Source organism: Nonomuraea sp. NPDC026600 (assembly GCF_040638335.1).
Taxonomy (GTDB): domain Bacteria; phylum Actinomycetota; class Actinomycetes; order Streptosporangiales; family Streptosporangiaceae; genus Nonomuraea.
On record NZ_JBEZYD010000001.1, the window covers coordinates 439,228 to 459,339 of the forward strand.

A 20,112-nucleotide genomic window follows, 5' to 3' on the forward strand; every position below is an offset into this window, starting at 1 on the left:
GCCATGAAAGCCCGCCCGTCGATCGCGGCAGGTCAGCTGACGGAGCCGGCCACCGCGGCCCGCGCACTGGACGCGACCGCCGCCCGGCCGGGAATGGACCGGGTGTTGAACGCGTACCTGGCCATGGAGTCGGCGATCGCGTCGGCGTCCACGTCCAGCGCGGTCGCGTTGATGTTCGCGCTCGTGTCGCACGCCTGGTGGTAGCAGACGTCATACGCGACGCCCGCCGTACCGCCGAACAGGGCCGCCTCCGCGGCCGTCTTGATCCCCTCGGCACCGGTGAAGATGCCGCCGGACGGGATGCCGACCGCGATGAACGGCCCGTAGTCGGAGCGGCCGTCGAAGTCGGTGCCGTTGTGGCCCAGGCCGCGGCTGTCGTAGAAGGCCTCGAGCTGCTTCTCGATCTGCGCGGATCCGGGCGGGCCGGCGGGCGAGCCGACGGCGTCGGAGTTGTCGCCGTCGTAGAGCTTGTAGGCGTAGTTGGGCGAGGCGACCATGTCGAAGTTCAGGTACAGCCTGATGCGGTCCCGCTGTGCCTGGGTCAGCTTCTCGACGTACTGGTCGGAGCCGAGCAGGCCGATCTCCTCGCCGGCCCAGAACGCGAACCGCACCTTGTTCTTGACCGGGAAGCCCGCCATCTCCTCGGCGACCTCCAGGATGGAGGCCGTGCCGGAGCCGTTGTCGTTGATGCCGGGCCCGGCGTGGACGGAGTCGAGGTGCGCTCCGGTCATGACGACGTTGCGCGGGTCGCCGCCGCGGCTCTCGGCGATCACGTTGTCGTTGGTGCCCAGCACGAGCGTGGAGTCGACCTTGAGGTGCACGCTCGCGCCCGGCGTGGCGGCCAGCGCGTTGCCGACGGCGAAGTCGGCGAAGACCATCGGGACGCCGGCCCGCCACTCGCCGATGTCCAGCGGGAACGCCTCGGTCCTGCCTGGCTGGCCCTCGTTGAAGACGATGATGCCGGAGGCGCCCGCCGCTCCCGCGTTGCGGATCTTCAGGGCGAAGGCGCAGGTACCGCGCTGGATGAGCGCGATGTTGCCGGGCGTGAAGCCGGCGAAGTCCGCCGCCTCGCAGCCGCTGTTGGAGGTCGGGGTGGGCGTCGGCGGCAGGATGAGGTCCACGCCCTGTACCGGCGCGGTCACCTCGCCCGCCGGGGAGGGCTGGAAGCTGAAGAAGTCCTCGTTCGGGACGTAGCCGTTGAGGACGGGCGGGCTGTTCTCGGTCCAGCTCTCGACGAAGTTGATCGGCTGGAGCGTGACCTTGTAGCCGGCCTTGCGCAGCTTGCCGGCGACGTAGTCGCGGGAGGCGTCGTAGCCGGGTGTCCCCGCCGCCCGCGTGCCGCCGTTGGCGTCGGCTATCGCCTGTAACGCGTCCAGGTGCTTCTTGACGTTCGCGCCTTTGACCTGCTTCACCAGCAGTTTGGCGAAGAGGTCGTCGAGCCCGCCGGCCTGCGCCGGGACGGTCATGGCGAGAGGCAGGGAGAGCGCCGTGATGAGGATGAGGACCGTTCTGCGGATACTGCGCATGCGGATTCCCCCAGTAGGGACGAGGCCCGAGAGCTACTGAACCGGAACGTAAACCGCTTGAAGCCCGCTGAGAAGGCCCAGCAGGGCCGCGGCGGCCGCCCCCGCGACGCCGCCGCGGCCCTCGCCGGTCTGACCTGCCCTTCGGGCGGGCCGGCCTACCGGCAGTCACGTGGCCCGTCAGACGGGCGGTGGGACGGTGTGCAGGTTGCGTGGTGTGACCGAGCGCGCCAGCCGGTACGCCGCCGCGGCGTCGACGAGCCCCGCGCCCGTCGCCCCGTCGAAGCCCTCCCCCGCGAGCTCGCCCGTCCCGCTCTTGCCGTCGACGACGTCCCGCGCCGACGCCCTGAGCAGCGCCTTCACCAGGTCGGGCGACAGCCCCGGCTGGACCTGCTTCAGCAGCGCGCACACCCCGGCGATCTGCGGCGCCGCCGCGCTGGTACCGCTGATCACGCTCCAGCCGTCGCCGGGCGCGGTGCCGTCCTTGACCGGGTAACCGGGACCGGCCAGCGAGGAGTCGATGACGTCACCGGGCTCGGTCGGCAGCATGATGTACAGCGCCCTGGGCTGCCGTCCCACCAGCCCGCAGACGTCGGGCACGTGCCGCCCGGGATAGATGAGGCTGTCGAAGCTGCTCGCGTAGTCGGACGCCTCCATCTTGAACTCCCCGTTGACCTGCGTCTCGGCCACGTACACGCCGCCCGCGGCGATGACGTCGGGCATCATCGCGGGAAAGGAGATGTGGCCGTTGCCCGCCGAGAAGCAGACCGTGATGCCGCGCACCCGTACGGCCTCCAGCACGGCCAACTCCAGCGGCCGCAGATGGTTGGGCAGCCCGGTGAGCCCGTTGAGGTCGTAGCCCCAGCTGTTGGTCAGGACCGCGGGCGACAGGTCGGCGGCGGTCTTGAACGCGAGCGTGGCGTTGCCGCCCATCTTCACGCCGACGAAGTCCACGTCGCGCGCGCAGGCGAAGATGTTGGCCGCCTCGGCCGTGCCGTGGCCGTACTCGTCGTGGTCCACGCGGGCGGCGTCGGGCGCGAGGGTGGCGTTGTAGTTGTAGCCGTGATGCGGGTAGAAGGGATGTTTGTAGAAACCCGTGTCGACCATGGCGACGAACACACCCCGGCCGGTCACCCCCTGCTCGTGCACATGGCAGGCGCGCAGGAGCAGCCCGACGTCGTCCGGCACCCGCAGATGGTGATAGGCCACCCGGGGCGGCAGCGGCGAGCCGTAGAACTGCGGCGGCGCCTGCGGGTAGGCCCGCTCGACCAGCGGATCCAGGTCGGCCGGCAGCGTGAACGGGACCCCGGATACGTGCGACAAATAGGAGACCTCGTCCTCCACGGTGGCGACCGGCGCGCCGCGCAGGCTGTGCGGCCTGGCTTCCACGCGGGTGTTGAACGTCTCCTCCCAGAGCCGGCGCGGGCCCTCCGCACTGATGGAGAACGTCCCGATGTGCCGGATGGTGAACCCCCTGCGCTGCAAGGCGAGCGCGGCCTGCGCGGCCCGCTCCGGCGGGGGTCTGAGGTCGTCAAGACCCGCCGCCTGTACGGCCGACGACTCGGCGAACATGGAGACCCGGCCCGATGGCCGCACCACCGCCTCGAAGTGGACGGTGGACTCGCGCCGTTCGGTGATCGTGGTCATGCTTCCCCCAGGACGCGTCCGTGAAATCCGGCATGTCCCCAGAGTCACGTTTCCGGGCGGATCCGGCCTCGGGGGCCGGCTGAGGGCTAACCCTGAATGGGGCTCCTGCCACGTGCCAGAATCCGCTCGGCCCTGGAGCGGCAGTCGTCGGCGGACTCCTGCTCCTCCAGCCGCTCGTACGCCTGCGCGAGGTCGAGCAGGGTGTACGCCACGTCGGGGTGACCGCTCCCCAGCACGCGCTCGGTGCCCGCCAGCGCGCTGCGCAGCAGGTCCCGCGCCTCGGCGGCCCGGCCGTCGGCCAGCAGGGCCTGGCCCAGCCGCCGCACGCCCAGGTGGACGTGGGCGTGGTCGTCGCCGTAGGCGTTCCTGAACACCTGGATCGCCCGCTCCTGGTGGTCCCTGGCCAGCTTCGGCTCGCCGGTGTCCAGGTCCACCAGGCCGAGGTTGGTCAGCGGCATGCCGACCTCGCCGTGGCCGGGGCCGTAGCAGAACTCCAGGATCGACAGCGCCCGCTCGTGGCTGGCCCTGGCCTCCTCGAAGCGGCCCGTGAGGCGCAGCGCGTACCCGAGCTTGTCGAGCGTGTGGGCGACGTCGGGATGCTCGTCCCCGTACACGGCGGCGAGCATCGACGCCGCCTGCTCCTGCAGCTTGACGGCCCGCTGCGGGCGGCCCGTGTCCTGGACGACCAGGCCCAGCCCGGACAGGGTGTGCGCGACGTCGGGGTGGTCGGGGCCGAGGATCGTGCGCGCCGTGGCCAGTGCCCTGGTCAGCCATTCCTGGGCGGCGCGCAGGTCGCCGGCCGTCCACGCGGCGAAGCCCAGGTCCCGGCTGACGCGGGCGATCTCCCTGCGGTCCGGCTCGTGCCAGGCCGTCAGGATGGCCAGGGCGCGTTCGAGGGTACGCCTGGCCTCGGGCAGGCGGCGCTGGCAGACGAGCACGTCGCCGAGCCGTTGCAGGACCCGCGCCACGGCGGGGTGGTCGCCGCCCATGGCCCGTTCGGCCAGCACCAGCGCCTGCTCCTGGGCGGCGCGGGCGCCGTTGATGTCCCCGGTGAGCTCCAGCAGGTTGCCGTGGTCGGACAGTACGGCCGCCAGGTCGCCGTCGGCGCCCGGCTGCCGCCTGACCAGCCGCAGCGCCAGCTCGAACAGCTCCTGCGCCCGCTCGAACGCCGCCCGGACCGTGAGGTAGTGGCCGGAGCCGCAGAGCATGCGGGGCAGGCCCGGCACGACGAGGCCCGCGCTGTCGGCCTCCTGGCCGAGGTGGATGACGTCGGGGATGACGCTGTCCCAGGTCCGCCAGGTGGTGGGGTTCTCGGCGTCGGCGGGCACGACCGAGCTCAGGATGCTGACGGCGCAGGTCACCCAGGTGCGCCGCTCCTCGCCGGGCAGCCTGGCCCAGACCGCGGCCTTGACGAGCGGGTGCATGCGCAGCCGCCCCCTGTCCCGCTCGACGAGCGAGTGGCGCAGTAAGTGGGCGATGGCGTCGTGCAGGGCCAGCTCGTCCTCGACCGCGTCCCTGAGCGCGGGCGGCAGTACGCCGGGCATGGAGTGCAGCAGGTCGAGCGAGACGCCGCCGGGGCCCAGCGTCGCGCAGAGGTGCAGCAGCTCGATGGCGACGGGCGACGCCTGCGCGACCCGCTCGAAGGCGAGCTGCCAGACCGTGGCGAACGCCTTGTCCCGGGTGAGCAGCTGGTCCGCGCGGCGCCGGAACAGGTCGCCGTACTCGTCGAGCTTCATGCCGGTCTGCTCGCTGTAGGCGGCGGCCTGCTCCAGCGCGAAGGGCAGGTCACCGAGCTGGTCGGCGAGCGCCCAGGCGCCGCCGGTCCTGGCCACCCGCTTGGACAGGAAGTCGACGGACTCGGACCGGGAGAAGGGGCCCACACGTATGCCCACGGCCAGCTGGCCCCAGGCGGGGTTGCGCGAGGTCACGATGACCTGCCCGGCCCGCAGCGACGACAGGAACCCCTCGATCAGCGTGCCGTCCTCGACGTCGTCGAGGATCAGCAGCCAGCGGTCCATTCCGGCCAGGCGCTCGGTCAGCGCGGCGAGGATCTCGCCGCGGTCGGCCTGCTGGCGTACGCCCAGGCGCAGCGCCAGCTCCGCCAGTACGCTCCAGAAGGCGACGGGTTCGACGGCCGAGGCCTCCCAGACCACGTCGTAGTCGGCGGCGTGCCGGTGCGCGTACTCCAGGGCGGCCTGCGTCTTGCCGGTGCCGCCGAGCCCGTGCAGCGCCACCACCCGGGGCGGCGGGCGCGTCGTCGGCTCGGTCAGCGCGGCCTCGATCTCCTCCAGGATCTCCTCGCGGCCGGAGAACACCTGGTTGCGCGAGGGCAGATTGACGATCCGCCGCGGCGGCGCGTCCTGGCGCGCCGGTGGGGCCGGGCTGCCGTCGAGCCCCGGATCGTGCCGCAGGATGGCCTGGTGGGTGGCCTGCAACGCCGGGGCGGGGTCCACGCCCAGCTCCTCGGCGAGGATCCGGCGGACCCGGTCGTACACGTTCAGCGCGTCACCCTGCCGCCCGCACCGGTAGAGCGAGCGCATGAGCTGGGCGACGGACCGCTCGCGCAGCGGATGCTCTCTGACGCGCTGCTCCAGGCGCGGCAGCGCCTCGGCGTGACGTCCCAGGGCCAGCTCCGCGTCGGTCCTGCCCTCCTCGGCGCTGAAGCGCAGCTCCTCGAGCCTGATGGCGTCGCACTGCGCCCACGGCTCGGTGGCGAACTCGGTCAGCGCCGGTCCGCGCCACAGGCCGAGCCCCTGGCTGTACAGTGCCACGGCCGCCGCCCAGTCCCGCCGGGCCAGCGCCTGGCCGCCCTGCTCGACCAGCCGCTCGAAGCGGAGGGCGTCGACCGTCTCCGGGGCGACGGCGACCCGGTAGCCCGAGCCGTGCGACTGCAGGATGTCCGCGCCGTTCAGCGCCTTGCGCAGCCGGGACACGTGGGCGTGCAGCGCGCTCAGCGCGCTCTTGGGCGGTGACCCGCCCCAGACGTGCTCGATGAGCTGGTCAGAGGTGAGAACCTCGCCCTGATGCAGAAGCAGAACTACCAGGATGGCCATCCGCTGCGGTCCGCCGAGCGCGACGGAGTCGCCATCGATCAGGACGTCGAACGTGCCCAGGATCCGGATGTCCACGCGTCTCCTCTCCTCTTGCCTGCGACTGTAACGCGGTTCAGATTGGGCAGACAGGGACGAATCCAAGGCCGAGGAGCCGGCACCATGGCGAACATCGACGAGATCATCGGCCAAGCCCCGCCCCGGAGCATCTGGGAGGCCGTCTGGCCCCAGCGTGAGAGCTTTCACCCCTCGCCGTCCGACTGGCGGGACGAGGTGATCTACTTCCTGCTGCCCGACAGGTTCAGCGACGGCCGCGAGGTCGAGCGCGACCCCGTCGACCGGGCCCGTCCGGCGAACTCGCGCCCCGCTGGGTGGATGTGGAACCGGTGGGCGGCCTCCGGCCGGGACCGCTTCCAGGGCGGCACCCTGCGGGGGGTCATCTCCAAGCTCGACTACCTGCGCGACCTCGGCGTGAGCGCGCTGTGGATCGCTCCGGTGTGGAAGCAGCGGCCCGTCACGTCCGTGGACGGCGTCCCCGCGCCGGACGACCCCCATGGCTACTCCATCCAGCACTTCCTGGACATCGACCGCAGGTTCGGCACCCGCGAGGACCTGGTGGAGCTGGTGCGGGAGGCCCACGAGCGCGGTATCCGCATCATCCTCGACATCCTCATCAACCACACCGGCGAGAACTGGGACTACGACCTCGGCACCCCCGGCCATCCTCAGTACGTGGTCCGGCCGCCGTACGCCGGCCGGGACGGAAGGCTGCCGTTCGGCGCTTGGCGTGACGGCACCGGGCAGCGCCTGCCGCTCGGCACCGCGCCGACCGAGCCCGACCACGGCGTGTGGCCGAGCGAGCTGCACGACCCCGACGCGTACACCAGGGCGGGCGGCGACGGAGGCGGCTGGGGCGCGGGCGGCGACGAGGAGCCGGACGCGCCCTACCGGCGGGCCGACTGGTTCAGCCGCGACCTCGACCAGTCCAGGGAGCTGCAGACGATCATCCGCATCTGGAGCTACTGGGTGGCGCTCACCGACATCGACGGCGTGCGCATCGACACGCTCAAGCACGTGCCGCCCCGCGACGCCACGCTGTTCTGCGGCGCGCTCAAGGAGTTCGCCGACGGGCTGGGGAAGGCGAACTTCCTCATCGTGGGCGAGGTCGGCGGCGGCGACACGATCGAGGAGCGATACCTGAGCCTGATCGGGCGCAATCTGAGCGCCGTCCTGGAGACCGGCGAGACGCGGCGGCTCATGCGCGAGGTGGCGCTCGGGCGGGAGGGTTTCCCCTTCCCCGACGCCGTCGAGGAGTTCTTCAGCAGGTTCGCCACGCAGGGGGTGACTCATCGTTCTCTCGGATCCGCCTATGTCTCGTCGCTGGACGATCACGACGACCTCTGGATCGACCCTCAGCTCCGGTTCGGCGCGCTGACGCCGCCGGGCCGGAGCGAGCCCGATCCCCGTCAGGTCACGGTCGGGGTCGCGCTGTTGCTGTACTCGCTGGGCATCCCGTGCCTCTACTACGGCACCGAGCAGGGGCTCACCGGTCCCGAGGAGGGTGAGCGCGGGTGGCTCAGGGGCAAGGACGAGGGCTGGGGGGTCCGCGACCTGTCGGGTGACCGGTATCTGAGGGAGGCCATGTTCGGGCCGGAGCATCCGCGCAAGGCGGGAGCCGCCGGCCGTCCCGCCGACGACGAGTCGCCGACCGCGGCGCACCTGTTCGACACGGAGCTCCCCGGTTTCGGTCCCTTCGGCACCGCGAACCACCACGTCTTCGACCAGGACAACGAGATCTACCAGCGGGTCAGGATGCTGCTGGCCACGCGGGCGGCCCATCGGGCGCTGCGCGTCGGCCGGCAGTACCTGCGCAGGCTCGGCCGGGCCGACGGCGGCTACGCGCTCCCCCGGCCCGGCGAGGTGCTGTGCTGGTCGCGCGTACTGGCCGGGACCGAGGTGGTCTGCGTGGTCAACCCGAGCCTGACCGAGACGCGTGGCGCCCTCGTCGAGATCGACGGCGCCCTCAACGCCCGTACGCAGGCGCTCACCGTGGTGGCCAACACGGCCGAGGTCGGCGGGGTGACGAAGCACCCGCTCAAGTCGGCCGCGACCGTGCTGCCCGGCCCGGGCGCCTCGCGCCACATCGAGCTGCAGGATCTGCCTCCCGCGTCCGTGCTGGTTTTGACGAACCAATCCGTCGGCTAGACCGAGCCCTCAAGGAGGTGGTCCGCCAGCCGCATCGCCAGAGCCGTGAGCGTCAGCGAGGGGTTCGCGGCCGGCGATGTCGGGAAGACCGACAGGTCGCAGACGTAGAGGTTGTCGTGCCCCCACACCTTCAGGTCGGGGTCGACCACGCCCATACCGGGGTCCTCGCTCATCCGCAGTGTGCCGACCTCGTGGCCGACCGCGCCGAGATCGGCGTCGAACGGCTCCGAGGCGGCCGGGTCGCCGCCCATGATGCGGATGATCCGGCTGCCGATCTCCCGCAGCGCCGCGAAGTAGCCGGGGATCTCGACCGGCTTCATCGTGATCACCGGCCGGCCGGTGACCGGGTCCAGCTCGACGGTGTTGCCGTCGAGCAGCGACACCGCCGGGAAGAAGACGATCTCGCAGTCCATGCGGGAGACGTCCGCGGCCGCCGGGACGGCGTCCTCGTCCACCCGGTACTGGTTGAGCCCGATGCCCATCTCCACCACCACGTTGATCGGCATCGAACCGACCGAGCCGCGCAGCAGGATCTTGACCGAGTCGTGCGCGGCGTATCCGGGCGCGTCGCTCGGCAACCTGAACTTCCAGACGTAGGTCGGGTGGTCGGTGATCCCCTTGCCGACCCACTCGTTGCCGATCTGCGCGCGGCGGGCCAGCACGGCGCTGCCCACGGTGCCGGCCGCCATGATCACGCGTCCGCCGTCCGCCAGGCGGAACTCCCGGTCCTTCCCGGCGATCAGGTCGCGCGCCCGTACGGCCGCCACCCTGGGCCTGCCGCCCGACCGGTCCCATTGGAACGCGACGACCTCGTGGTTGAGGTTGACGTGCAGGTACTTGTTCCACCCGTCGCGCAGGCGGTCCTCCATCAGCAGCGCCGCCGTCGAGAAGATCCCCGAGGGGATGCCCAGCCGGTGCGCCACCGAGCTCTCGGCCGCCACCTGCACCTCGTGCTGGCGGAAGCGCTTCAGCTGGGTGCGGAGCAGTTCCTTGACCGTCCTGCGGTAGTCGCTGAGTGCCGGGGGCGTGCCGTGCATCAGGTCGGTCGCCTCGTCGTACCACTGGGTACGCAGCTCGTCGCGGACGCCGCGCGGCCACGACTCGAACTCCCGCCCGGCCATCGGCGGGATCAGCGCCCCCCAGAAGACCGACTTCCCGCCCAGGCAGAACGCCTCGGCGACCTGCATCCGGGCGGAGTTCGTCCGGTAGCGCTCCGACCGGTACTGGTACCACAGACCCCAGACGGTCCGGTTCGCCTCGGCGCCGGTGCTCTGCAGCCTGGGCATGTTGCCGACGTGGGTGGAGAACAGGTAGCCGCCGGCCTCCAGCACGAGGACCTGCGGCATCCGCCCGCCCTTGGCCGCGGCGATCCTCGTCAGCTCGTGGGCCAGGACGCCGCCGCCCATGCCGCTGCCGACGATGATGTAGTCGAACACCGCCCCCTCGTCCAGCTTGGGGGCGAAGTGCCGGCGGGCCGGCAGCGGGTTGGTGACGATGATGTCGTCCCGGGTCGGGAACAGCTCCGACTGGCTGCCGGTCATCGTCTCGATCCGCTCGCCCGCCGCGATGTCCGCGGGCGAGGCGAGGCGGTTGCCGTTCAGCGCCTCCCAGGCCCCGTCACAGTGGAACTTGAACTCCACGGCCGTCCCCGCCGGCGGCTTGACGAGCTCCACCCGCCACTCGTCCGCTCCCTCCACGTAGCGGCAGGGCACGCGGACCCGCCACTCGTCGATACTGCTGAACACCCCCAGCCGAGCGTCGGGACGGATCGCCCCGCCTCTCAGCACGATCGTGAACGTCTCCCCAGCCATGCAAGCCCCCTCGCATGTCTCGCTAAATCTCCCGATGCTGGTATATCTCGCTCCGCTTAACCTCCGCTTGCAGCCGACGACAAGGTGCGTGCGAGGACACGAGAGCACTGTGTGCGCATGCGAGAACGAGAGCTGGAGTCGCTGGCGGACCGCTTCGAGCTGGCCCGCAGGGGTGAGGCCGGGCTGGTCCTGATCCACGGCCCCGCCGGCATCGGCAAGAGCACCCTGCTGCGCCGGTTCCTGGCCACCCTCGACGGCCAGGCGCACGTACTCGCCACCGACGCCGTGGAGAGCGAGTCGGTTCTGCCCTACGGCGTGCTCACCAGGATCGCCGGGCTGCAGCCCGCGGACCCGTTCGAAGCGGGGGCACGGCTCCGCGACCGGCTCGACGAACTCCAGGCGGCGCGGCCGGTGGTGATCGCCATCGACGACGCGCACTGGGCCGACTCGGTCTCGCTCACCGCGCTCGCGTTCGCCTGGCGACGGCTGCGGCCCGCGCGCGTCCTGACCGTGCTGACCAGCCCGGACCCCTACCAGCCCGCCTCGCTCCAGCCACTGCTCACCCGCGAGATGTCGGTACGCCTGGCGCTGACCGGCATCGGCGCCCGGCAGGTACGCGCGCTGACCCACCTGCCCCTGACCGAGCAGGCGGCCGGACGGCTGTGCGAGCACACCGGCGGCAACCCGCGGCACATCCTGCAAGTTCTGGAGGAGACCGACCTCGACGAGCTGGCCGATCCGCAGATCCCGCTGCCGGTGCCGGGGCAGCACGCGCGCGACGCCCTGGCCCGGCTGGCCTGGTGCAGCGAGCCCGCCCGGTCCCTGGTGGAGGCGGCGGCGGTCCTGGCCTGCGACATCGCCGTGGTCGGCGAAGGGCCCCCCACCGTGCCCGCCAAGCTGGCCGGCGAGGTTCCGCTCGGCGCGGCCGCCCAGCTGGCGGGTGTCCGCGCGCCGCTCTCGACGCTGGAGGAGGCGCTGGGGGCCGGGTTGCTCGTGGAGCGGCCGACGGGTGCCGGGATCCTGATCCGCTTCTCGTACCCGCTGCTCAAGGGGGCGGTGTACCAGCACATGGGCCCCACCAAGCGGCTGCGGCTGCACGCCGCGGCGGCGACGCTGGCCCAGGACGAGACCACCCGGCTGGAGCACCTGCTCCGGGCCGCCGAACGTCCCGACCCGCCACTCGTCCAGCAGATCGCCGCGGCAGGGCGGCGCAGGGCGGCGGCGGGCGACTGGGGGCAGGCGGCACGACTGCTCACGCAGGCGGCCAGACTGGACCCAGAGCCGGGCGCCGACGCCGTCGAGGCCCTCCTGTTCGACGGCCGCCCAGCCGAGGCCCACGCCCTGGCAGCCCGACTCGGCGCGCGCAAGACGGACGCCGAGACCGCTTTGGAGGCCGGTGCGCACGAGATGGGAGCCGGGGCCGGTGTGGCGGACGGTCGTTTCGCCCGAGGGGTGCTGGCCCACTACGCGGGCCGGGCCGAGGGGGCGGTGGTGGCGCTCGCCGAGGCGCGGGCTCTGTGCGCGCGGCCCGCGCTGCTGGCCAGGATCGACGCCTGGAGCTGCCGCCCCGAGCCCGGCAACTATCTGCGCCTGATGCGTCACTCCGGCGGGCTGGGGGGCTCGCCACCGGCCAGGCTGCTCACCGCCGCGATGAGCAGCCTGGCCGACTACCGGCTGGGCCGCTGGGACGACGCCGCGGCCCGGGGGCAGGTCGCCGCCGCGATCGCCGACGAGCTCGGCCCCTGCTGGATGTCCGCGCACGCCCACGCGGTGGCGTCACTCGTCCCCGCGGCCAGGGGCGACTGGCGGCGCGCCGGACAGCATGCCGACGCGGCCCGGCGGCTGGCCAGGGACGCGACGGCGCCGGTGGCGGTCATCGGGCCCGCGTTCGCCGCAGCCCACCTGGCCGCGGCCCGGAACCGGTCAGACGAGGTGATCACCTTGCTGACTCCGCTACTTGACCTGCTCACCCGCCCTACACCCGCTCCCTCATCACCTGACCCGACCGCGTACGCCCCGATCGCTCCCTCATCGCCCGACCTGACCGTCCACGCCCAGCCCGCTCCGCTGGACGGGATGGCGTATGCCGAGCGCGGGTTGCTGCCATGGGCCGATCTGCTGCTGGACGCGCTCATCACGGAGGGCGACCTGCGCAGGGCCGATGACGTACCGGCCGGCTCTCCTGGTGTCCGGGCTCGGCTGCTGGCGGCGGGGCATGAGACCGAGATGGCCCGGGTGGCGTTCGAAGCGGCGTGCGCGGAGACCGAGGAGCCGTTCGACCGGGCGCGGACTCTGCTGGCGTACGGCTCGTTCCTGCGCAGGCTCGGTCGCCGGGCCGCGGCGGCCGAACAGCTCAAGGAGGCGCTGCGGGAGCTGGAACGCCTGGAGGCGGTGCCGTACGCGCAACGCTGCGAGATCGAGCTGGCGGCGTGCGGCCAGCAGCACGCGGTCTCCGCCCTCGGCCTGACCCCGCAGCAGGACGCCGTGGCCCAACTGGTCGCCAACGGGCTGACCAACCGGCAGATCGCCCGCGAGCTGCTGCTGAGCGTCAAGACGGTGGAGTATCACATCAGCCAGGTGTACGCCCGGCTGGGCGTGTCGTCCCGCGTCGCCCTGGCCAACGGCGTCCGAGCCCGCGCGGGCACGTCGCTCTGAGGCGTCCGGTCGGAACGCGGCATGCCGAGGTTCGTTCGGGACGAAGAGGCCGTGGGTTCAAATCCCGCCACCCCGACAGGTTTCCCGAGGTAGGGGCCTGGTTCTCTAGACTGAGAACCGGGCCCTTGATCGTTTGACCGTCAATTGACCGTCTGTCTGAACGCCTCCAGAGGTCACTGACGGGTTCAAATGAGTTTTCCTGAACACCTTGATCCATCAGCTACGGATCACGGACCGCACGCTTGTTCAAATGACAAGCACGGCTCAAACGCCCCTCCGGTCACACTTCAGCAGGCGCAGACCTCAATCCAGAGGCGAGGACACCGGCCCGACTACAACTCACAGTGTCCGCCTCGATCACAGTCTGCTGACCGTCCTACGGGACGCACCCGCGCCATTGCTGCCCCGGATCAGTTCATGGCTCTACTGCCCGCACCTCGGCCAGGTGCGCACTGATCTCGCCGTGCATCAGCCCCATGGCCGACAGCGACAGCACCATCTCATCCACCCCCGGCAGCCGGCGCTGCCGCTGCTTGACCAACTGCGGCTCGAACGAGGCGTCCCGGTCCCGCGGCACCTCGATCTGCACCGGCCCGACCTCGGTCAGCACCGTCTTGGACCGGACACCGTTCCGCGAGTTCTCCGACATCAGTCCCTCACATCATTGGAGTTGCACCTTTTTAACGTACAGACCCGCCCTCAGCACGCTCGGCGCCCATGACGATTGCCGCCGCCGATCCCGTCGGATCGCTGGAGGACACGACGGCCACCCGCGCGTTCGGTATCTGGCGAGCGCCGGCGTCACCACGGAGCTGGAGGACGGCCTCGAACAGCTGGCCGTAGCCACCGGCATGTCCGCCGGCGAGCTGCCCGCCGTGGCCGCTCGGCCCGGTACGGACGGCGTGCCTCACCGACTCCGCCGCGCGTCCTGCCGCACACAAGCCCAGCGCCTCGACTCCGTGGAGCACATCGAACGTGCACCGGTCGTCCAGTAGCACCATGTCGACATCCCGTGGAGTGACCGATGCCCGGCGCCACATGTGTTCCGCCGACGCCCGTACACTCGCCAGGTGTCCGGTGACGCTCGCGGAACCATCCCCGGTCTTGGCCTGTCGGGTGCCCAGCGCATCGATCCACACGGCTCTGCGCGGCTCGTGTTCAACGAGTCGCGCCGCGGAGATCACCAAGGCAGGGCTCCGGTGTCGACTCTGTCGGCCGACTCTGCGGAGCCTTATGATCATCGGGTTCTTGATCGTTTCGGGGCTTGTTCAAGACCCTGCTGGTCATCCTCGATGACTCACGCCTTGACGGTGTCGGCTGAGTCAATCGGCACGGCGGAAGTTTCCGCCTGATCATCCTTTTCTGTGCGTCCGGCTGGGTAGCGGAGCCGCCCGAAACGCTCGGCTGGGCGGCGGCTTCCACCGGACCGCAGGGGTATGTGGAATGGCTCCTTCCGGGTTGCCGTGGCGGGTTGGTGCTGGTCAGGGTGGTGCAGGCAGAGCGCACAGCCGCTGCCAGCAGGTGAGGAACGCGTTCTTCCATGGCCAGGTGGCGCTGATGTTCAGCGTTCGCCCCCGACAAAGGTGAGTCCGTGAACACACTCATCGCCGACCCGCCGCCGGGCGCGCCGGTGCCGCCGATCCTGCCCCCGGTCGACGGGTTCCTCTTTCTCGACCGGGACAAGTTCCACGCCTCCTTCGCGGGCGACCTGCCGGCCGCGCAGGCCGAGTTCCTCGCCGACTCGCAGGTGCCGTGGAGCGTCGACGCGCTCGGCGGCACCATCACCGAACCCGCCTGGCGCGCCAAGCCCAGCTGGTACCTGGTCGCCACCGAGGACCGGATGATCCCGCCACCAGCTCAGCGGGCCATGTCCGAGCGTGCGGGCGCCACCGTGGTGGAAGTCGTCGGCAGCCATGCCATCTACATCTCCCATCCGGAGGCCGTCGCCGCACTGATCAAGAAGGCTGCTGCCGGCGGCTGAGCGAACGGCCCGCAGATCCGGTGGACACCCCCGCCCGTGTCCACCGGCTGTCGGGCTCCGGACTTCGACGATCTCCACGTCGATGCCGACACCCGGTCAGAGCGCGCACGGCAGGACGGGTCGGCCGCGTACGCCGGGGTCGGCCGCGAAAAGTGCGCCCGCGGCCGGCTGTTCCATCCGGTCGACGTCGAGGGCCGAGGTGGTGATGAACAGCAGGTCGAGGTTCTCGCCGCCGAAGGTGACCGCGGTGACCTTGCGCACCGGAAGCCGGATGACGGCGTCGAGACCGCCCTCCGGGCTGTAGCGGTGCACCGCGGCGCCTCCCCACAGAGCCACCCACACCCCGCCCTCGGCGTCGACCGTGAGCCCGTCGGGAGCGCCGTCGGCCGGGTCCACGGACACGAACGGCCGCCGCCCGGTCAGCCCCTGCTCACGGTCGTAGTCCAGAACGTCGATCCGGCCGGTGGTCGTGTCGGCGTAGTAGGCGAGGTCACCGCCGGGACTGAAGTCCAGGCCGTTGGAGATCGTGACCTCCGGCAGCACCACGCGCAGCCCGCCGCCGGGCTCGGCCACGTACAGTGAGCCGCGGCCGGGGGTCTCGTCGTAGGCCATGCTGCCGATGTAGAAGCGGCCGTCGGGGTCGCAGCCGCCGTCGTTCATGCGTACCGACGGATCGCTCCACGCCTCGCCCAGCGAGCGCAGCGGGGCGTCCAGCTCGTCGGAGTCGGACAGCAGCAGCTCCCGCTCGGCCGCGACCACGTAACCCTCGCACACGTAACTCTCGGACACGGAGCCCCCGGACACGGAGCCCGCGGCGCGCGGGCGGATGGTCGCCGCGACCGCGCCGACGTGCCGGCGGCGGACCGTGCCGTCCGGCTGGAGCGCCAGCACGTCACCGGCCAGCATGTCGACGAACCGGAGCCCGCCCCAGCTCTCGGACCATACGGGGCCCTCCCCGTGCTCGGCGACGGGTGCGGTCACGGTGTACGCGGCGATGGTCATGCCGTTCTCCTCTTACTGGGCTCAGACCTCCCTATTGTCGATCACGACCGGTCGGCCGCACGGTAGGCCGCTACGAGACCGCTCGAACCGAGTGGTCAATCCGGGCAGGTGCCGAGCATCTCGATCAGCGCGGCCTTCTCCTCCTTCGTGATGCGCAGCGCGTAGTGGCGCTTGACGGTGATCCACGACCGGGCGTACGTGCACCAGAAGCCGGTGAGCGGCGGGCGCCAGGTGACCGGGGTGCTGCCGCCCTTGGCGATGTTGACGGTGGCGCTGACAGTGATCAGTTCGGGGCGGGTCAGGTCGTTGGCGAAGGCCTGGCGGCGGGCGTCGCTCCAGGTGTTGGCCCCCGAACGCCAGGCGTTGGCCAGGGGGACGAGGTGGTCGACGTCGATCTTGGCCTCGCTGGTGAGCACCTTGCCGTCGTACTGGCTGTACCAGGTGCCGGCGACGACCCGGCAGGACCCGTCACGCTCGACGGACTCGCCATCACGGTTCAGGACGATCTCTCGGGTGTCGCACATGCCCCACTGCGGGGCCCATTCGGGCATGAAGCGGTCGTGGCTGTAGCCGTCGAGCGTGCCCCTCTCGGCGACGGTCAGCCCATCGAGTGCCGTACGGGCGACGTCTTCCGACATCGGGTGGGGCAGCGCGGCCGCGGAGGCGCTGATCGGCGGGACAAGCGGGAGAGCCGCGAGAAGAGGGACCACGAACCGCCCTGAGAAGATGGTCATGGATTAGCAGTAACAGCCGCCCCCGATCATGTCACGAGAAGTAATTGAGATGACACCTAAAGTGACTCCATCAAGTGATTGACGGAGCGGCTTCGGCCGAACTAGGTTCGCTCACATGACGGAAAACGGCCAGGTCGCCGTGATCTTGAAAGTCGCGACGCAGCTCTTCGCGGCGCTCGGTTACGACGGCACCTCCACCCGGCAGATCGCCGACGCGGCGGGCCTGAACATCGCCACTGTCAGCTACCACGTGGGCGGCAAGCGGGAGCTCTACCTCGCCGTGATGGAACGCGCCCACCAGGCCGAACGCGCGGCCCTGGAAGGAGCGCTGGCCCACCTCCTGGGCGACGACCCGGTCACCGGGATCCACCGGCTGATCGACGACTACGTCGACTTCTGCGTGGACCATCCCGAGGTGCCGGCGCTGTGGATGCACCGCTGGCTCTCCGACGCCAGCGACCTCACCGAGCTGGAACGCCACTACGTCCAGCCGCTGGTGGCCATGGTGATCGATGCTCTGCGTCCCGCGGTCGCGGCCGGGGTGATCGACGACGCGATCGACCTGGAGTACACCATGTGGTCGGTGATCTGGTGCGTGCACGGGTTCGCCAAGGGCGGCGTGCTGGACGAGGAGGGCCACCGCAGGGGCGGCAGCGACCGGGTGGCGCTGCGGCGCTTCCGCGCCCACCTGCACCTGACCCTGCACCGCGCGCTCGCGCTCCCCGGCGAACTCCCGTGACCACCGCGCCGGCGGGTGAGCGGCTCGCCCGGAGCCGGTTACTCGGCTACGGCGCGGGCTCCGTGGGCACCGGGGTGTTCTCGGCCGTACCCGGGCTGCTGCTGCTCTACTACCTGACCGACATGCTGGGCGTGCCGGCCGCCGCCGCGGGTGCCGTGCTGGTCGCGCCGAAGATCTGGGACGTGCTGCTCAACCCGCTCGTCGGCGCCGCCAGTGACCGCGAGGCCGTGCGGACCGGCCGGCGCACGCGGCTGCTGCTGACCGGGGCGGCCACGCTGCCCGTGGCGTTCGCGTTGATGTTCGCCGTACCGGACGCCGCGCCCGGCGCGCTCTGGGCGGGGGTGGCGTTCCTGGTGGCCGCGACCGCGTTCGCCCTGTTCCAGGTGCCGTACGTGGCGCTGCCCGCCGAGATGTCGGCGAGCCGGGCCGAGCGGACCAGGATCATGTCGTGGCGGGTCGTCTGCCTGACCGTCGGCATCCTTGTCGCGGGCGGGCTGGCCCCCGCGGTGGTGGACCTGGCCGGTGGCGGCCGGCCCGGCTACGCGGTCATGGGCGTCACGATCGGCGCGGTCATGGCCGCCGCGCTGGTCACCGCGACGCTGGCCACCCGCTGGGTGACCTCGCGGCCGGGTCCGCGGCAGCTCGGCCCGGTGGCCGCGTTCCGCATGACGCGGGGCAACACGCCGTTCTTCGCGCTGCTGGCGGCGTTCGTCACGCAGGCGCTGGGGGTCGCGGTGATGCTGGCGGGCGCGCCGTACGTGGCCTCCTACCGGCTCGGTGACTACGGCCTGACCTCGGTGATGTTCGTCTGCCTGGTCGCCCCGAGCATGCCGGCCGTACCCCTGTGGGCGCGGCTGGCCCGTACCCACGGGCCCGTGCGCTGCTACCTGGCCGCGACGCTGGGCTTCGGGCTCGCGGCGCTGGCGCTCGTCCCGGCGATCGCCGCGCGGTCCCTGGTGGCGACGCTGGCGCTGACCGCGCTGGCCGGGGCCTGTTACGCGGGGCTGCAACTGCTGCCGCTGTCGCTGCTGCCCGACACCGTGCACGCCGACACGGCCCGTACGGGGCACGCGCAGGCGGGCGCGTTCACCGGGTTGTGGACGGCGGGCGAGACGGCCGGGCTAGCGCTCGGTCCTGGCCTGTTCGCGCTGGTGCTGGCGGTGTCGGGGTTCGTGTCCGCGCCGGTCGAGGCGCCTGTCGCGCAGCCGCCCGCCGCCCTGACCGGGCTGCTGACGGGCTTCACCGCGCTGCCCGCCGCGCTGATGCTGATCAGCCTGCCGTTCATCGTCTGGTACGGCCGGGTCGCCCTGAAAGAGGACCGACACGAGGAGAACCCGTGAACCTGCCCGACACCGGGAGGACCACCGAGGAGCTGCTGGCCGAGGTGGCCAGGCTCAAGGAGCATGACCTGCCGGTGAGGGGCGGCCAGGTGACCGCCTACGTCTACGACACCGGACGCGACGAGGTGCACGAGGCGGCGGCCCGCGCCTACGCGGAGATGCTGGAGGTCAACAGCCTCGACCCGACGGCGTTCCCCAGCGTGGTGGAGATGGAGAAGCAGGTCGTCGGCGCGGTCGCCGACCTGCTGGGCGGCGGCCACGGCATCTTCACCAGCGGCGGCACCGAGTCCATCATGCTGGCGGTGAAGGCCGCCCGTGACGCGGCCGGGCGGGCCCGGCCCAACCTGGTGCTCCCCGTCACCGCGCATCCGGCCTTCCACAAGGCGGCGCACTACCTCGGCCTCGAGGTCAGGCCGGTGCCGGTCGATCCGGCCACGTTCAAGGCCGACGCGCGGGCCGTGGCGGCGGCCATGGACGATGACACCGTCCTGGTCGTCGCCTCGGCGCCGTCGTACCCGCAGGGCGTGATCGACCCGATCGGGGAGATCGCCGCCGTGGCCGCGGCGGCGGGCGTCTGCTGCCATGTGGACGCGTGCGTGGGCGGGTGGCTGCTGCCGTGGCTGCGGGCGGCGGGCGCGGCGATCCCGGCGTTCGACCTGTCGGTGCCGGGGGTCACGTCGCTCTCCTGTGACCTGCACAAGTTCGGCTACGCGCCGAAGGGCGCCTCGGTCGTGCTGTTCGCCGACCCGGCGATGCGCCGCGGGGCGTACTTCGCCTCGGCCGCCTGGCCCGGCTACACGGTCATCAACGCCACCGTGCAGAGCTCCAGGTCGGCGGGGTCGCTCGGCGGGGCATGGGCCACGCTCCAGGCTCTGGGCCGGGACGGCTACCTGGCGCTGGGCCGGGCCACGCTGGAGGCGACGGACCGGTTGCGCGCGGGCATCGCGGCGGTCCCGGGCCTGCGGGTGCTGGGCGACCCGGAGACCTCGCTGGTGGCGTTCACGTCGTCGGAACTCGACGTGTTCGTCCTGGCCGACGAGGCCCGGCGGCGCGGCTGGTTCCTCCAGCCGCAACTGTCCTACGCGGGCATCCCGGCCAACCTGCACATCACGGTCACCGGGGTGACACTCTCGGGGATCGAGGCGCTGCTGAAGGTCATCGGAGAGTCGGCGGCGGCCGCCCGGGTGCGCGGCCCCGCCGTACTCCCCGACGGGCTGATCGATCTGGTCGTGAACCTGGATCTGGCGGAACTGGACGACGCGGCCTTCGCCGAGCTGGCCGCGGCGGTCGGGGTGGACCTGCGGCCCGGCGCGGGGCAGCCGGAGATGGCGCTGGTCAACGCCGTCCTGGACGCGCTGCCCGCGGCCACGCGGGAGGCGGTGCTGGTGCGCTTCCTGTCGGTGATCTACAGCTGAGGCTGGGTGA

13 protein-coding genes and 1 pseudogene are annotated in these 20,112 nt (G+C 71.8%); 6 read left to right on the plus strand and 8 right to left on the minus strand.

Annotated features, from left to right (window positions below; translation table 11 throughout):
- Window positions 1–32: 32 nt before the first annotated feature.
- The 3 genes from AB0F17_RS02085 to fxsT all read right to left on the minus strand — a co-directional run bounded on the left by AB0F17_RS02085 (window position 33) and on the right by fxsT (window position 6,298).
- Window positions 33–1,526: a M28 family metallopeptidase gene (locus AB0F17_RS02085; RefSeq protein ID WP_358014700.1), complete on the minus strand. Its 1,494-nt coding sequence runs from the start codon at window positions 1,524–1,526 to the stop codon at window positions 33–35.
- A 177-nt stretch (window positions 1,527–1,703) separates the two neighbouring features.
- Window positions 1,704–3,170 (minus strand): S8 family serine peptidase, encoded by a 1,467-nt coding sequence (locus tag AB0F17_RS02090; protein WP_358014703.1) that lies wholly within the window; start codon window positions 3,168–3,170, stop codon window positions 1,704–1,706.
- Window positions 3,171–3,256: 86 nt separating this feature from the next.
- Window positions 3,257–6,298, minus strand: a complete 3,042-nt coding sequence (fxsT, locus tag AB0F17_RS02095) for an FxSxx-COOH system tetratricopeptide repeat protein (RefSeq protein WP_358014706.1) — start codon at window positions 6,296–6,298, stop codon at window positions 3,257–3,259.
- An 84-nt stretch (window positions 6,299–6,382) separates the two neighbouring features.
- Between fxsT and AB0F17_RS02100 the strand changes: the two genes are divergently transcribed.
- Window positions 6,383–8,425, plus strand: coding sequence for an alpha-amylase family glycosyl hydrolase (locus tag AB0F17_RS02100; RefSeq protein WP_358014709.1), 2,043 nt, complete (start codon window positions 6,383–6,385; stop codon window positions 8,423–8,425).
- Here AB0F17_RS02100 and AB0F17_RS02105 read toward each other — a convergent pair.
- A complete protein-coding gene (locus AB0F17_RS02105; RefSeq protein ID WP_358014712.1) occupies window positions 8,422–10,236 on the minus strand; it encodes a GMC oxidoreductase in 1,815 nt (604 codons plus the stop codon). The genes AB0F17_RS02100 and AB0F17_RS02105 overlap by 4 nt on opposite strands.
- 117 nt (window positions 10,237–10,353) lie before the next feature.
- On the opposite strand from AB0F17_RS02105, the gene AB0F17_RS02110 reads away from it, so the two are divergent.
- Window positions 10,354–12,891 (plus strand): AAA family ATPase, encoded by a 2,538-nt coding sequence (locus AB0F17_RS02110; RefSeq protein ID WP_358014715.1) that lies wholly within the window; start codon window positions 10,354–10,356, stop codon window positions 12,889–12,891.
- 433 nt (window positions 12,892–13,324) lie between these two features.
- Here the strand turns inward: AB0F17_RS02110 and AB0F17_RS02115 are convergent.
- Both AB0F17_RS02115 and AB0F17_RS02120 read right to left on the minus strand, forming a co-directional pair.
- A pseudogene (locus AB0F17_RS02115) lies at window positions 13,325–13,537 on the minus strand (transposase); the annotation flags it as partial.
- 34 nt (window positions 13,538–13,571) lie between these two features.
- A complete protein-coding gene (locus AB0F17_RS02120; protein WP_358014717.1) occupies window positions 13,572–13,892 on the minus strand; it encodes a hypothetical protein in 321 nt (106 codons plus the stop codon).
- A 590-nt stretch (window positions 13,893–14,482) separates the two neighbouring features.
- Here AB0F17_RS02120 and AB0F17_RS02125 point away from each other — a divergent pair.
- Window positions 14,483–14,872, plus strand: a complete 390-nt coding sequence (locus tag AB0F17_RS02125) for an alpha/beta hydrolase (protein WP_358014720.1) — start codon at window positions 14,483–14,485, stop codon at window positions 14,870–14,872.
- A gap of 96 nt (window positions 14,873–14,968) precedes the next feature.
- Here AB0F17_RS02125 and AB0F17_RS02130 read toward each other — a convergent pair whose 3' ends face one another.
- Together AB0F17_RS02130 and AB0F17_RS02135 are read right to left on the minus strand one after the other, a co-directional pair.
- On the minus strand, window positions 14,969–15,874 hold the full coding sequence (locus tag AB0F17_RS02130; RefSeq protein WP_358014723.1) for an SMP-30/gluconolactonase/LRE family protein: 906 nt from the start codon (window positions 15,872–15,874) through the stop codon (window positions 14,969–14,971).
- A 95-nt stretch (window positions 15,875–15,969) separates the two neighbouring features.
- Entirely contained in the window at window positions 15,970–16,608 is a 639-nt protein-coding gene (locus tag AB0F17_RS02135; protein WP_358014726.1) for an HNH endonuclease family protein, read from the minus strand.
- Between the two features lie 115 nt (window positions 16,609–16,723).
- Here AB0F17_RS02135 and AB0F17_RS02140 point away from each other — a divergent pair, with 115 nt between their 5' ends.
- From AB0F17_RS02140 to AB0F17_RS02150, 3 genes are read left to right on the plus strand one after another with little or no spacing between them, the layout of a single operon-like run.
- Complete coding sequence (locus tag AB0F17_RS02140; RefSeq protein ID WP_358014729.1) at window positions 16,724–17,347, plus strand: TetR family transcriptional regulator; 624 nt, start codon at window positions 16,724–16,726, stop codon at window positions 17,345–17,347.
- Window positions 17,344–18,687 carry an MFS transporter gene (locus tag AB0F17_RS02145; RefSeq protein WP_358014732.1) on the plus strand — a complete coding sequence of 448 codons (1,344 nt, stop codon included), beginning with the start codon at window positions 17,344–17,346 and terminating at the stop codon, window positions 18,685–18,687. Before AB0F17_RS02140 ends, AB0F17_RS02145 begins: the two co-directional genes overlap by 4 nt.
- Window positions 18,684–20,102 carry an aspartate aminotransferase family protein gene (locus AB0F17_RS02150; RefSeq protein WP_358014735.1) on the plus strand — a complete coding sequence of 473 codons (1,419 nt, stop codon included), beginning with the start codon at window positions 18,684–18,686 and terminating at the stop codon, window positions 20,100–20,102. Before AB0F17_RS02145 ends, AB0F17_RS02150 begins: the two co-directional genes overlap by 4 nt.
- Window positions 20,103–20,112: the final 10 nt, after the last annotated feature.

Coding starts and splice junctions, on each gene's coding strand:
- AB0F17_RS02100 (WP_358014709.1), top strand. CDS start 6,383: ATGGCGAACATCGACGAGATCATCGGCCAAGCCCCGCCCCGGAGCATC.
- AB0F17_RS02110 (WP_358014715.1), top strand. CDS start 10,354: ATGCGAGAACGAGAGCTGGAGTCGCTGGCGGACCGCTTCGAGCTGGCC.
- AB0F17_RS02105 (WP_358014712.1), bottom strand. CDS start 10,236: ATGGCTGGGGAGACGTTCACGATCGTGCTGAGAGGCGGGGCGATCCGT.
- AB0F17_RS02120 (WP_358014717.1), bottom strand. CDS start 13,892: ATGGTGCTACTGGACGACCGGTGCACGTTCGATGTGCTCCACGGAGTC.
- AB0F17_RS02135 (WP_358014726.1), bottom strand. CDS start 16,608: ATGACCATCTTCTCAGGGCGGTTCGTGGTCCCTCTTCTCGCGGCTCTC.
- AB0F17_RS02090 (WP_358014703.1), bottom strand. CDS start 3,170: ATGACCACGATCACCGAACGGCGCGAGTCCACCGTCCACTTCGAGGCG.
- AB0F17_RS02140 (WP_358014729.1), top strand. CDS start 16,724: ATGACGGAAAACGGCCAGGTCGCCGTGATCTTGAAAGTCGCGACGCAG.
- AB0F17_RS02085 (WP_358014700.1), bottom strand. CDS start 1,526: ATGCGCAGTATCCGCAGAACGGTCCTCATCCTCATCACGGCGCTCTCC.
- AB0F17_RS02130 (WP_358014723.1), bottom strand. CDS start 15,874: ATGACCATCGCCGCGTACACCGTGACCGCACCCGTCGCCGAGCACGGG.